This is a genomic window from Amycolatopsis sp. MtRt-6, assembly GCF_017308975.1.
In the GTDB taxonomy this organism is placed as follows: Bacteria; Actinomycetota; Actinomycetes; order Mycobacteriales; family Pseudonocardiaceae; genus Amycolatopsis.
The window spans coordinates 140,145-152,325 of the sequence record NZ_JADWPD010000031.1 but is presented as its reverse complement, the minus strand read 5'-3'; the positions used below and the strand labels follow the sequence as shown (position 1 = coordinate 152,325).

General features: G+C 70.6%; 11 protein-coding genes. 3 read left to right on the top strand and 8 right to left on the bottom strand.

Annotated features, from left to right (window positions below):
- Positions 1-145: 145 nt before the first annotated feature.
- Positions 146-1,585: a carotenoid oxygenase family protein gene (locus I4Q55_RS38475; RefSeq protein WP_206795328.1), complete on the bottom strand. Its 1,440-nt coding sequence runs from the start codon at positions 1,583-1,585 to the stop codon at positions 146-148.
- Between the two features lie 62 nt (positions 1,586-1,647).
- Between I4Q55_RS38475 and I4Q55_RS38470 the strand changes: the two genes are divergently transcribed.
- Positions 1,648-2,355, top strand: coding sequence for a TetR/AcrR family transcriptional regulator (locus I4Q55_RS38470; RefSeq protein ID WP_206795326.1), 708 nt, complete (start codon positions 1,648-1,650; stop codon positions 2,353-2,355).
- 78 nt (positions 2,356-2,433) lie between these two features.
- On the top strand, positions 2,434-3,387 hold the full coding sequence (locus I4Q55_RS38465; protein WP_206795323.1) for an alpha/beta hydrolase family protein: 954 nt from the start codon (positions 2,434-2,436) through the stop codon (positions 3,385-3,387).
- 15 nt (positions 3,388-3,402) lie between these two features.
- On the opposite strand, the gene I4Q55_RS38460 is transcribed toward I4Q55_RS38465, so the two are convergent.
- The 7 genes from I4Q55_RS38460 to I4Q55_RS38430 form a co-directional block, all read right to left on the bottom strand.
- Positions 3,403-4,323 carry a sensor histidine kinase gene (locus tag I4Q55_RS38460; RefSeq protein WP_206795321.1) on the bottom strand — a complete coding sequence of 307 codons (921 nt, stop codon included), beginning with the start codon at positions 4,321-4,323 and terminating at the stop codon, positions 3,403-3,405.
- A 53-nt stretch (positions 4,324-4,376) separates the two neighbouring features.
- The gene (locus tag I4Q55_RS38455) at positions 4,377-4,784 is read right to left on the bottom strand and encodes a hypothetical protein (protein WP_206795319.1); all 408 of its coding nucleotides are present in this window, start codon (positions 4,782-4,784) and stop codon (positions 4,377-4,379) included.
- 50 nt (positions 4,785-4,834) lie between these two features.
- Positions 4,835-6,130, bottom strand: a complete 1,296-nt coding sequence (gene clpX / locus I4Q55_RS38450; protein WP_004562779.1) for an ATP-dependent Clp protease ATP-binding subunit ClpX — start codon at positions 6,128-6,130, stop codon at positions 4,835-4,837.
- 230 nt (positions 6,131-6,360) lie between these two features.
- Positions 6,361-7,014, bottom strand: a complete 654-nt coding sequence (locus tag I4Q55_RS38445) for an ATP-dependent Clp protease proteolytic subunit (protein ID WP_206795318.1) — start codon at positions 7,012-7,014, stop codon at positions 6,361-6,363.
- A gap of 26 nt (positions 7,015-7,040) precedes the next feature.
- Positions 7,041-7,646, bottom strand: coding sequence for a ClpP family protease (locus I4Q55_RS38440; RefSeq protein WP_206795316.1), 606 nt, complete (start codon positions 7,644-7,646; stop codon positions 7,041-7,043).
- Positions 7,647-7,784: 138 nt separating this feature from the next.
- Positions 7,785-9,164, bottom strand: coding sequence for a trigger factor (gene tig / locus I4Q55_RS38435; protein WP_206795314.1), 1,380 nt, complete (start codon positions 9,162-9,164; stop codon positions 7,785-7,787).
- Positions 9,165-9,292: 128 nt separating this feature from the next.
- Positions 9,293-9,883: a TetR family transcriptional regulator gene (locus I4Q55_RS38430; protein WP_206795312.1), complete on the bottom strand. Its 591-nt coding sequence runs from the start codon at positions 9,881-9,883 to the stop codon at positions 9,293-9,295.
- 138 nt (positions 9,884-10,021) lie between these two features.
- On the opposite strand from I4Q55_RS38430, the gene I4Q55_RS38425 reads away from it, so the two are divergent.
- A complete protein-coding gene (locus I4Q55_RS38425; protein ID WP_206795310.1) occupies positions 10,022-12,127 on the top strand; it encodes a fatty acid desaturase in 2,106 nt (701 codons plus the stop codon).
- Positions 12,128-12,181: the final 54 nt, after the last annotated feature.

The window sequence follows — 12,181 nt, the reverse complement described above, 5'->3', positions numbered from 1 at the left end:
AGCGGCTGCGCCGGCCTGACCCTCTACGTGACCATCCGCGAACTGCAACTGCTCCTCGCGACCTGGACCGGCGTGTGCCTGACCTGCCACCAAACGGTGAAACCCTTACACCGCAACAACCGCCACCGAACATAACAAAGTACTACTAGACCGCGGCGACCCAGTTGCCGTGGAAGCCGTTCGGCACGCGGTCCGGCAGGTGGATCGCCGCCACGGCCTCCAGCGTCTGGGCGTCCAGGATCGTCAGGTCGCTGCGCTGGGTGGCCGGGTCGAACACGAAGCCCAGCAGGACGCCGTCGTCCTCCGCCGCGTCGTCGTGGCGGGGGACGAACACGAACTCGCCCGGCTGGCGGCCGGCGCCGAACGCGCGCTCGTTGCGCGAGCCCGTGTGGAAGTCGTGCTTGAACAGCGAGCCGCCCGGCTCGGCGCCGCCGTCGGCCGACATCGCGTAGCCGTAGCGGTGGCGCCGGCCGACCAGGCGCTCGTCCACGCGCGGGAACTCCTGGCCACGGTCGTCGAGGCGCTCCTCCAGCACCTTGCCCGCGGCCAGGTCGACCGTCCAGCGGTCGAGGGTCGGGCCGCCCTCGTCCGGGCCGTGCAGCTCGCGGTCGAACATCCGCGGGTGGCGGACGACGTCGAGCACGACGCTGTCGCCGTCGTCGTAGGCGTTGAGCGGGTGGAAGACGTAGCACGGCTCGACGTCGAACCAGCGGACGTCGGCGTTGCCGCCTTCGCGCGGCATGACGCCGATCCGCGCCGGGTACCTCGGGTCCCAGCGGTACGGCAGGCCGCCGTTCGCGCCGATCTTGCGGGCCATCATCGCGGTCACCGGGTCGGGCACGCGGACCTTGCCGACCATGGCCGACACCACCAGCTTCGCCGGGGTGCGCAGCGCGCCCGGCACACTCGCGGCGACCGCCATCCCGGCGTTGAACGTCACCGGCAGGTCGTAGAAGACGACGTGGTTCTCGGTCAGCGAGAAGTCGTGCATCATCGGCGACCCGGTGACCTCGACGTCGACCGTGCGGCGGGCGCGGCCGGCCGCGTCGATCACCGAGTACTGGACCTTGTTGCCCATGCCGAAGAAGTACGAGACGGCGTGCAGCTCGCCGGTGCCCGGGTCGCGCTTGGGGTGGGCGGTGTAGCCGCCGGGCAGGGTGCCGTCGAAGTCGCAGCGGCCGACGGTGTCGAGCTCGTCGGTCAGCTCGTAGATCGGCGCGCCCGCCTCGACCAGGGCGAGGGTCTTGCCCGCGTGCCCGATGACGTTGGTGTTGGCGCCGAGCGCGTCCAGCCCGCAGAACCGGCTCGCGTCCTCGCCGTTCAGCGCCGCCGCGACGGCGGGGTTGCGGACCCACCGGTTGCGGTACCACTCGGCCTTCCCGTCGCGCAGGCGCACGCCGTGGACCATGCCGTCGCCCATGAACCAGTGGTAGGCCGCCGGGTCCACTTCGGACAGCGGATTGGGGCCGTTGCGCAGGTACCGGCCGTCGAGGAACTCCGGGATCGCACCCGTGACGGCGAGCTCGGTGATCGTGTGCTCCCGGCTGACCGGGGCGAAGTTGCCTTCGAGGAACCTGTTGCCCATGGGAGCCCTCCATAACTCGGTTATGGATACAGGTATAACAGCGTTATGCGATACTGGCAAGCATGAGCCCCAAACCGCGCGCGACGGACGTCAAGGCCCGGCTCGTCGAGGCCGCCATCCGGCTGCTCGACGAAAGCGGCCCCGAAGCCCTGCAGGCCCGCAAGCTGGCGGCGGAGGTCGGCGTCTCGACGATGGCGGTCTACACGCACTTCGGCGGCATGGCCGCGCTGGTCGACGAGGTCGCGCGGGTCGGCTACCTGAGGTTGTCCGAATGGCTGGCGGGGGTCGGCGAGACCGACGACCCGGTGGCGGACATCTTCAGCCTGGCCCGCACCTACCGGCAGGCGGTCGCCGAGCAGCCGCAGCTGTTCGCGGTGACGTTCGGCCAGTCCGCGCCCGGCGGCAAGCGGGCGACGCTGTCCGACCTCACCACCGCGGAAGGCCGCGAAGCCGCCCAGGAGGGGCTGGCGGCGTTCACCCACATCGTCCGGGCGACCGAGCGGGCCATCGCCGCCGGCCGGTTCCGGCCCGCGGACGAGTACCAGGCCGCCGCCCAGCTGTGGAGTGCGCTGCACGGATTCGTCACACTGGAGGCGTCCGGCCACTTCGGCCCCGGTGAACAGGGCATAGACCACATTTTGATCCCCCTCGGGATCACGATGGCCGTGGGTCTCGGGGACACTGTGGACGAAGCCGGACATTCGGCCGAGGCCGCGAAAGCGGCTTGGCGGGCGAGGATCGGAAACGCCGGGCAGGGTGATAACGAATAAGCCGGTGAACAGGGCGCGAGGGAACGCGGAGCGGGTGCGCGGCGTCCTTGAGTGAGGGGCCAGGGGGACGGAGACAGGGTGAACGAGGACAACGGGGACGCGGCGCCGTCCGGAGCGGTCGCCGAGGCGGTCCAGGGCGCCCGGCGGTGGATCGGCCGCCGGTCGGTGCTGATCGCGGGCGCGTCCGGGCTGGCCGTGACCGGCCTGGCCGTCGGCACCGCCACCGGCAAGCTGCCGTTCAGCCAGGCGCTGCAGCGGACGCTCGGCGTGACGTCGTCGAACCCGACGACCCAGCTGGGCAGCACCCGCGTCGAGCGCGTCTACTCCGCGGCGCGCGGCCGGATGGTCGACCTGGTGTTCATCCTGCCGTCGAAGACCCCGCCGAAGGGGCTGCCGATGTCGCTCATGCTGCACGGCCTGCACGGCAACGCCCGCAGCGCGGCGCCCACCGGCACGCTCAAGCAGCTGGCCAGCGACGTCGCCCGCAAGGCGGTCCCGGCGTACGGCTTCGTGGCCGTCGACGGCGGCGACAACTACTGGCACGAGGTGCATCCGGGCGACGACCCGATGGCGATGCTCCTGGAGGAGGTCCCGCAGTGGCTCCGGGCCCGCGGCTTCGCGGGGCCCACCGGGCAGCCGTTCGCCTGCACGGGGGTGTCGATGGGCGGGTTCGGCGCGCTGGTGTACACCCGCCGCCGGGTCGAGCGGCGCCAGCCACCGGCCGCCGTCGCGACGCTGGCGCCGGCGCTGATCACGTCGTGGCCGGAGATGGCCAAGCGCCACATCTTCACCGGCATCCAGGACTGGACGGCCCTCGACCCGCTGCGCCACATCGACGAGACCAAGGGCGTGGCCAACGGCATCTGGTGCGGCACGGAAGACTCGTTCATCACGGGCGTCCGCCGCTACATCGAGGCGGCCCGCCCGGCGGTCGCCCACACGGCGCACGGCAAGCACGGCGACCCGTTCAACCGCACGGTGGTGCCGAGCCTGATCAGCTTCCTCGGCAAGCACGTCCCCCGCGCCGGCTGACCCGTAGCCGCCCCGCTAGCGGGCGAAGTGGATGCGGGTCGTCGTGCGGCCCGGGATCCAGTACGTGCGGACCAGGTCGGCCAGGCGGTTGACCAGCAGCAGGCCGCGGCCGCCCAAGGTCGTCGCCGCGGGCGGGATGCGGCCGGCCAGGGGGTTGGCGATCGTGCCCGCGTCGCTCACCTCGCCGATCACCTGGGACGGCTCCGCCCACAGCCGCAGCACGCCGGTGCCGCCGCCGTAGAGCACGCTGTTCGTCGTCAGCTCCGCGATCGCCAGCGCGAACTCGTCACGGCGGGGGCGGCGCAGGCCGTGCCGGGCGGCCCAGATCTCCGCGAAGCCGCGCAGCGACGCCAGCTGTCCGAGGTCGAAGCCGCGCTCGACCGCGCCCGGCGGCGGATCGAGCGGCCGCGTGAAGTCCGCGCGGACGCCGTCGGGGTCGAAGCGCGGGCTGACGAACGGCCCGGCCAGCCCCCACAGCTCGGGGTGGGTCCGCTCGGCGTCGGCCAGGACCGGCGGCGGCAGCACCCCGACGTCGTACGGGCAGAGCACCGCCAGGTCACGCCCGGCGAAAGCGTTGTTGATGAGGGCCTCGTGCTCCACGCACGCCGGGTACTCCGAGTCCGTGCGGCCGGCCCAGATCGGCTCGCCCACGATGCGCACCGGGCCGGCGTGCTCGGCGGCGAAGGCGTGCAGCACCGACGGCAGGATGGCGCCGGGATTGCGGCCCGCCCGCTGCATGTCGATGAGCCGGACTTCGGTCGCCCGGTCTTCCAGGGCCTTCTCGATCAGCAGCAGGTTGCGGCCGGGCACGGCGACGGCCGCGGGTTCGCCCCGGTCGAGTCCTTCGAGCAGGAACGGAATGACACCGTCCAGGTACTCGGTGTCGCCGCGATAGAAAAGTGCCGGATGCCGGAACGGTCTGAGGGCATCTACCACGGGGTTGTCTTACCCAGGCACCGACGCCCGCAAACCCTCCGGACGCCGGAAGTTCACTCCACCCAGCGGCCGACGACCGCGATCAGCCAGAACCCGACCATGGTCGCGAGGCCGAACAGCAGCACCCAGTTGAACAGCCGGCGCCGATCGGTCACGCCACGGGCCTGCCACAGCCCGTACGCCGCGACGACGAAAAACGGCACGGGAATCAGCGGCAACGGAGACAGCCGGGACACGACGGCGACGACGCACGTGCCGGTGAACACGGCCAGCATGCCCATCAGCACCCGGTTCAGCCACGGGTACCGGTCGGCGACGGACGCGATCACGCGTTCGCTCAGCTCACGGAACCCCAGGACCGGCCCGGCCGGGGTGGTCCCGGCGGGTTCCGGGGCCGGCGGCGCCGGCGCTTGCACGCCGCCCTGAGCGGCCCCGGAACCCGGGATAGAGTCAGCAGTCATTCAGCTTTCCTGTCGGGTCTCCGGGCCGGGCGGCCCGGAGACGCCCGGCCTCAGGCCGACTTCTCGCCGCGCTCGCTGCGCGCGCGCCGCGTCGGCTGCCGGGCGACGATCGTCGGGTTCACGTTCTCCCGGACGGTCTGCTCGGTGATGACGACCTTCGCCACGTCGTCGCGGCTCGGGATGTCGTACATGACCGGCTGCAGCACCTCTTCCATGATGGCGCGCAGCCCACGGGCACCCGTGCCCCGCAGGACCGCCTGGTCGGCGATGGCCTCGAGCGCGGTCTTGGTGAACTCGAGCTCGACGTTGTCCATCTCGAAGAGCTTCTTGTACTGCTTCACCAGGGCGTTGCGCGGCTGGGTGAGGATGTTGACCAGCGAGTCCTTGTCCAGGTGGTTCACCGTCGCCACGACCGGGAGGCGGCCGATGAACTCCGGGATCAGCCCGAACTTGATCAGGTCCTCCGGCATGGTGTCGGAGAAGACGTCGCTCTCCTCGATCTCGGACTTGGTGCGGATCTCCGCGCCGAAGCCGAGGCCGCGCTTGCCGACCCGCTCGTTGATGATCTTCTCCAGCCCGGCGAACGCGCCGGCCACGATGAACAGCACGTTCGTCGTGTCGATCTGGATGAACTCCTGGTGCGGGTGCTTGCGGCCGCCCTGCGGCGGGACCGAGGCGGTGGTGCCCTCGAGGATCTTCAGCAGCGCCTGCTGGACGCCCTCGCCGGAGACGTCCCGGGTGATCGACGGGTTCTCGCTCTTGCGGGCGATCTTGTCGACCTCGTCGATGTAGATGATCCCGGTCTCGGCCCGCTTGACGTCGTAGTCCGCCGCCTGGATGAGCTTGAGCAGGATGTTCTCGACGTCCTCGCCGACGTAACCCGCTTCGGTCAGCGCTGTGGCGTCCGCGATGGCGAACGGCACGTTCAGCAGCTTCGCGAGCGTCTGCGCGAGGTAGGTCTTGCCGCACCCGGTGGGGCCGAGCATCAGGATGTTCGACTTGGCGAGCTCGACCGACTCCTCCTTGGAGTCCTTCGGCCCGGCCTTGTCGTCCGCCTGGATCCGCTTGTAGTGGTTGTAGACCGCTACCGCGAGCGTCCGCTTGGCGTCTTCCTGGCCGATGATGTACTGCTCGAGGAACTCGTGGATGTCGGCGGGCTTGGGCAGCTCGTCGAGCTTGACGTCGCCGGCCTCGGCCAGCTCCTCCTCGATGATCTCGTTGCAGAGGTCGATGCACTCATCGCAGATGTAGACCCCGGGGCCGGCAATGAGCTTCTTCACCTGCTTCTGGCTCTTCCCGCAGAAAGAACACTTCAGCAGGTCTCCGCCGTCACCGATCCGTGCCATGGCCGTTGACCTCGTCCCCTCCGGCGCGGGTTTCCGCGCCTGACGTGTGTTGCGACGGTGCGACCCGCCGGCCACGGTCGACCGGGCGGAGCCTCACGCATTGCCACTGACGGTACCCGTCCGATGCCGCGAGCGGGAACACCCACGAGCTCCGGGAGCACGTCAGAGGACGACCCTAAACCAGGATGCCGGTGTGTGTCGTCTTCTCGACACACACCGGCCTGGCGGATCTACAGAGCCGACGCCTTACGGTACGGCAGGACCTCGTCGATGATGCCGTACGCCTTGGCCTCTTCGGCCGTGAGGATCTTGTCGCGCTCGATGTCGGTCCGGATCTGGTCCGGGTCCTTGCCCGTGTGCTTGGCCAGGATGACCTCCATCTGGCGCCGCACCCGCTGGATCTCGTTCGCCTGGATCTCCAGGTCGGAGACCTGGCCGTAGGTGCCCTCGGTGGCCGGCTGGTGGATCAGCACGCGCGAGTTCGGCAGCGCGTAGCGCTTGCCCGGCGTGCCGGCCGACAGCAGCACCGCGGCGGCCGAGGCGGCCTGGCCGAGGCAGTACGTCTGGATGTCCGGGCGGACGAACTGCATGGTGTCGTAGATCGCCATCAGCGAGGTGAACGAGCCACCCGGCGAGTTGATGTAGACCAGGATGTCGCGGTCCGGGTCCTCGTGCTCGAGGTGCAGCAGCTGGGCCATCACGTCGTTGGCCGAGGCGTCGTCCACCTGCACGCCGAGGAAGATGACGCGCTCTTCGTACAGCTTGTTGTACGGGTTCGACTCCTTGACGCCGTAGCTGGTGCGCTCGACGTACGACGGGAGGATGTACCGCGACTGGGGGGTGTTCGGAGCCCGGAAGTCACCCGGGAGCCTGAAGTTGCTCATGGTCGAGTCTCCTGTGTGCTTCGCGCTCAGTTCGAGCCCGGACGGGCGATGTCGGCGGTGAGGACGTGGTCGACGAACCCGTAGTCCTTCGCCTCCTGAGCGGTGAACCAGCGGTCGCGGTCGCCGTCCTTGATGATCTGCTCGACCGTCTGGCCGGTCTGGTCCGCGGTGATCCGGGCCAGCTCCTGCTTCCACTTGTTGAACAGGTCCGCCTGGATCGCGATGTCCGACGCCGTGCCGCCGACACCGGCCGACGGCTGGTGCATCAGGATGCGCGCGTGCGGCAGCGCGTAGCGCTTGCCGGGCGTGCCCGAGGAGAGGAGGAACTGCCCCATCGAGGCCGCCATGCCCATCGCGTAGGTCGCGACGTCCGGGCGGATCAGCTGCATGGTGTCGTAGATGGCGAACCCGGCGGTGACCGAGCCACCCGGCGAGTTGATGTAGAAGCGGATGTCGGACTCGGCGTCGTCGGCGTCGAGCAGCAACAGCTGCGCGGTGATCCGGTTGGCGATCTCGTCGTTGACCTCGGAACCGAGGACGACGATGCGCTCCTGGAGCAACCGCTCGAACACCGAGTCGGTGAGGGTGAGCCCTGCGGTGCCGGTCCGCGCCTCGGGCGTGTGCTGCGTCACGTCTGCCTGCCTTTTCGCCGGCGGTGGCCCGGTGCTGACGGCCACCGCTGTCGTTTCAGATGCTTGAGATCTTGTATCCGACCCTAACGAACTTGGGCGGTGCAGAATGCCTGACACCGCCCAAGTTCGCTCACAGCTTCACTCCGCCGGAGTCTTCGCCGTTTCGTCGGTGACCTGCGTCTCCTCGGTTGCCGGCTCGTCGGTGCCGAACAGCTCCGAGAGGTCGACCTCGGCGCCGGAGCCGTCGGTCACGGTCGCCTTCCGGACCACCGAGGCGAGGGCCTTGCCGCGGCGCACGTCGGCGTAGATCGCGGTCAGCTGGCCGGACTGCTGGGCGCGCTGGACGTACTCGTCCGGGCTGATCCCGAAGCGCTGGGCCTGGTAGATGATCCGCTCGGTGAGCTCGCCGTCGTTGACCGAGACCTCTTCCTTGTCGGCGATGGTGTCCAGCAGCAGCTGCGTGCGGACGGCCTTCTCCGACTCGGTGCGGGTCTCCGCGTCGAACTCTTCGAGCGTGCGGCCTTCGGCCTCGAGGGCCTGCGCGAACTGGGCCTCGTCGTGGTCGAACGGGTGGATCGCGTCGTGCTTGCGGTTCTCGATCTCGGCGTCGAGCACCTTCTCCGGGATCGGCACCTCGGTGCGCTCCAGGAGCTCGTCGAGCACCTTGTCGCGGGCCTGGACGCCCTGCTGCATCTTCTTGACGCGGCCGAGCCGCTCGCGCAGGTCGTTCTTGAGCTCGTCGATCGTGTCGAACTCGCTCGCCATCTGGGCGAACTCGTCGTCGGCCTCGGGCAGCTCGCGGGTCTTGACCGACTGGACGGTCACGGTCACCTCGGCGTCCTTGCCGGCGTGCTCCCCGGCGACGAGCTGGGTGGTGAACGTCTTGGTCTCGCCTGCGGTGGCGCCGATGATGGCCTCGTCGATGCCGTCGACGAGCTGGCCGGAGCCGATCTCGTAGGACAGCCCGCTGGTGCTCGCCTCCTCGACGGCCTGGCCGTCGACGGCGGCGGACAGGTCGATCGAGACGAAGTCGCCGTTCTCGGCCGGGCGCTCGACGCCGGTCAGCGTGCCGAAGCGGGCGCGCAGCTCGTCGAGCTGCTCGTCGACCTCGGCGTCGGTCAGCTCGACGTCGTCGACGGTGACCGCGAAGCCCTCGAGGTCGGGCAGCTCGATCTCCGGCCGCACGTCGACCTCGGCGGTGAACTCGAGCACGTCGCGGTCCTCGAGCTTGGTCACGTCGAACTCGGGGTTGCCGAGCGTGCGGACCTCGTTGGCGCGGACGGCCTCGATGTACTTGGCCGGGATGGCCTCGTTGACGACCTCGTCGAGCACCGGGCCGCGCCCGATCCGGCTTTCCAGGACGCGAGCGGGCGCCTTGCCGGGCCGGAAGCCCGGGATGCGCACCTGCTGGGCGATCTTGCGGTAGGCGCGGTCGAAGTTCGGCTTGAGCTCGTCGAACGGCACCTCGACATTGATCTTGACTCGCGTCGGGCTCAGCTGCTCGACGGTGCTCTTCAAGGTCTTCTCCTCGAGCGGTAACGATTGTGGTGGACAATCATGCGGAAATGTCCCCGGTCGCCTGCAGACCGGGACGTCCGAGTCTAGGCCAGTGGCCTCCGCCACCGGGCCGGGGGCCACCTGCGAGGTCAGGCGCCCAGCATCCGGCCGATCACCCAGCGCATCTGGCCGCTCGCGTGCGCCACCGACCCGGTCGGCTGCACGAGGTGGGAGAGCAGCAGCCGGACGAACGCCTCGACCGCGACCGTCCACTCGGAGCGGGTCAGGCCGACCTCCGGGTAGCACCGCGCGAACAGAGCCGCCACGGTGTCGACCGAGCGCTCGAGCACGCCCTCGGGCCGGGTGGTCAGCAGCGGGAGGAAGTCGTCGCTGCCACCCTTCGGGCACCCGAGCGCGATGAGGATCAGCGGGTTGGCCCTGGCGGCTTCGAGGGTCTGCCGGAAGGCGGCGGTGACGCCGTCGACCGGGCGGCCCGGGTGCGCGGCGACGACCTCGGTCACGCGCTCGGCGAAGCGCTCGGTTTCGCGCAGCACCAGCGCTTCGGCCAGCTCGGCCTTGGAGCCGAGTTCGTTGTAGACGGTCTGCCTGCTGACGCCGACGTGCGCGGCCAGCTTGCCCATCGTCACCGCGGCCCAGCCGTCCCCGGCGATCACGGCGGCGGCCGCGTCCAGCAGCCGTTCCCGGGTGCGTGCCGGGGCAGGGTGGGTGACAGCCTTCACAAGGGCAGCTTACCCACCGTTTGCGTTCGGCTGGCCCAGACCTTTTTTCGAAGCGTGGCACAACGTTTACAAACGCCAGTGGGTTGTCTACGGTGACTCCCGCCTCGCCAGGAGCTTCTCGACCGAGGAGACCGCTCGATGCCCGTCGTCGATACCCCGCCGCGCGGCTCCCGGGCGTCCGGATCACCGCCGTCCGAAATCCCGCTGCCGGCCGCGCGCTCGGTGCCCTCGCCGCGCATCCCGCTGCCCCGGATTTCCGTGCCGACGCTGCTGTTGTTCGCGGGCGGCGCGGCCGTGTGGGGCACGGCGACCTGGCTGCTGCTGACGGGCATCGCGCCGCCGGTGTACACCGTGCCACTGCACGCGATCGTCACCTTCACGATGTTCACCGTGGTGCACGAATCAGCCCACCACGCCGCAGGAAAGCTGACATGGGTCAACGAGGTGCTCGGCAGGCTGGCGATGCCGTTCGTCGCGGCGTACGCGTCGTTCCCGCTGTTCCGGTTCGTCCACAGTGAACACCACCGCAACACGAACGCGGACTCGCACACCGATCCCGACGCGTGGACATCGCAGGGAGCCTGGTGGTCGCTGCCGTTCCGCTGGCTCACCATCGACTTCTGGTACGCGCGCTTCTACACGGCCCGCGCGCGGCACCGCCCGGCGGCGGAACGGGCGGAGTCGATCGTGCTGCTGTCGCTGGCGTTCGCCGCGGCCGCGACGCTGGTCGCCGGCGGGCACGGCCGGGAACTGCTGCTGGCGTACGTGCTGCCGCAGCGGATCGGGCTGGCCGTGCTGGCGTGGTGGTTCGACTGGCTGCCGCACCACGGGCTGCCCGCCGCGAAGCCGCGCGACAAGTTCGGCACCACGCGGGTGCGGGTGGGGCTGGAGTGGCTGATGACGCCGATGATGCTGTTCCAGAACTACCACCTGGTGCACCACCTCCACCCCGCCGTGCCGTTCTACCGCTACCTGCGGGCGTGGAAGGACAACCGGGACGCGTACCTGGCCCGCGACGTCCCGATCATCACGGCCTGGGGCCGGGAGCTGACGCCGGCGGAGTACCGCGCGTGGCGGCGGCTGGCCGACGACCTCGGCGACGCCGAGCCGTGCCCCGAACCGCCGCCACTCGGACCGAGCCGGTTCCACCGGCTGCGGGTGCGGGAGGTCCGGCCGCTGACCGCGGACGCCGTCGCGATCACCTTCGCCGTCCCGCCGCGGCTCGCGGCGGAGTTCCGGTTCACGCCCGGCCAGCACGTGGCGGTCCGCGCGGTGGTCGACGGCCGTCCCGTCCGGCGGACGTACTCGATCTGCGCGCCGGCCGGCGCCGGCGAGCTGCGGATCGCGGTCAAGCGCCGTCCGGGCGGGGCGTTCTCCGGCTTCGCGACCACGGCACTGGCCGCGGGCGACTTCCTCGACGTCCTGCCGCCCTCCGGCGCGTTCACGCTCGCCCCCGATCCGGCGCGGACCGCGCACTACGTCGCGCTGGCCGCCGGCAGCGGCATCACGCCGGTGCTGTCGATCCTGGTCAGCGCGCTGACCGCGGAGCCGCACAGCCGGGCGACGCTGCTGTACGTCAACACCTCGGGTGCGACGACGTTGTTCGCGGCGGAGCTGAGCGGGCTCGCCCAGCGGTTCGGCGGCCGGCTGCACATCGTCCACTACCGCACCGACGAGCGCGACCCGGACCTGCACGCGCACCGGCCCCGGCACTTCGACACGGTCGGCGAGGCGCTGGCCATTTCCCACGAGCGCTACCAGCGCGGCCGGCTCGACGGGACGCGGCTGCGTGCGCTCCTGCAGAACCGGCTCCACCCGGCGAAGGTCGACGAGTGGTTCCTGTGCGGACCGCGCGGCCTGACGGAGCTGGCCCGCCGCACCCTGGCCGACGCGGACGTCCCGGAGGAGAACGTCCACTTCGAACTGTTCCGCGGCGCGGCCCCGCCGCGCGACCCGGCGGGCACGCCGTCACGGGTGGCGGTGACGCTCGGCGGCACGACGACGTGCGTCACGGCCGAAGCCGGCGAGACGGTGCTGGACGCGGCACTGCGAGCCGGGTACGAGGTGCCGTACTCGTGCACGGGCGGCGCGTGCGGAACGTGCCGGGCGACGCTGCTGCACGGCCAGGTGGACATGGACGTCCGCTACGCCCTGACGGAGGACGACGTGGCGGCGAGCCGGATCCTGACGTGCCGGAGCCGCGCGACGACCCCGGAGGTGGCGGTCGACTACGACCGCCGCTGACCCCGGTCCCGAGCGCCCCAATGTGGCCTTGGTTGCGTTCAACGCACCCAATGT

Coding starts and splice junctions, on each gene's coding strand:
- I4Q55_RS38455 (WP_206795319.1), bottom strand. CDS start 4,784: ATGACTGCTGACTCTATCCCGGGTTCCGGGGCCGCTCAGGGCGGCGTG.
- I4Q55_RS38470 (WP_206795326.1), top strand. CDS start 1,648: ATGAGCCCCAAACCGCGCGCGACGGACGTCAAGGCCCGGCTCGTCGAG.
- I4Q55_RS38445 (WP_206795318.1), bottom strand. CDS start 7,014: ATGAGCAACTTCAGGCTCCCGGGTGACTTCCGGGCTCCGAACACCCCC.
- I4Q55_RS38425 (WP_206795310.1), top strand. CDS start 10,022: ATGCCCGTCGTCGATACCCCGCCGCGCGGCTCCCGGGCGTCCGGATCA.
- I4Q55_RS38475 (WP_206795328.1), bottom strand. CDS start 1,585: ATGGGCAACAGGTTCCTCGAAGGCAACTTCGCCCCGGTCAGCCGGGAG.
- clpX (WP_004562779.1), bottom strand. CDS start 6,130: ATGGCACGGATCGGTGACGGCGGAGACCTGCTGAAGTGTTCTTTCTGC.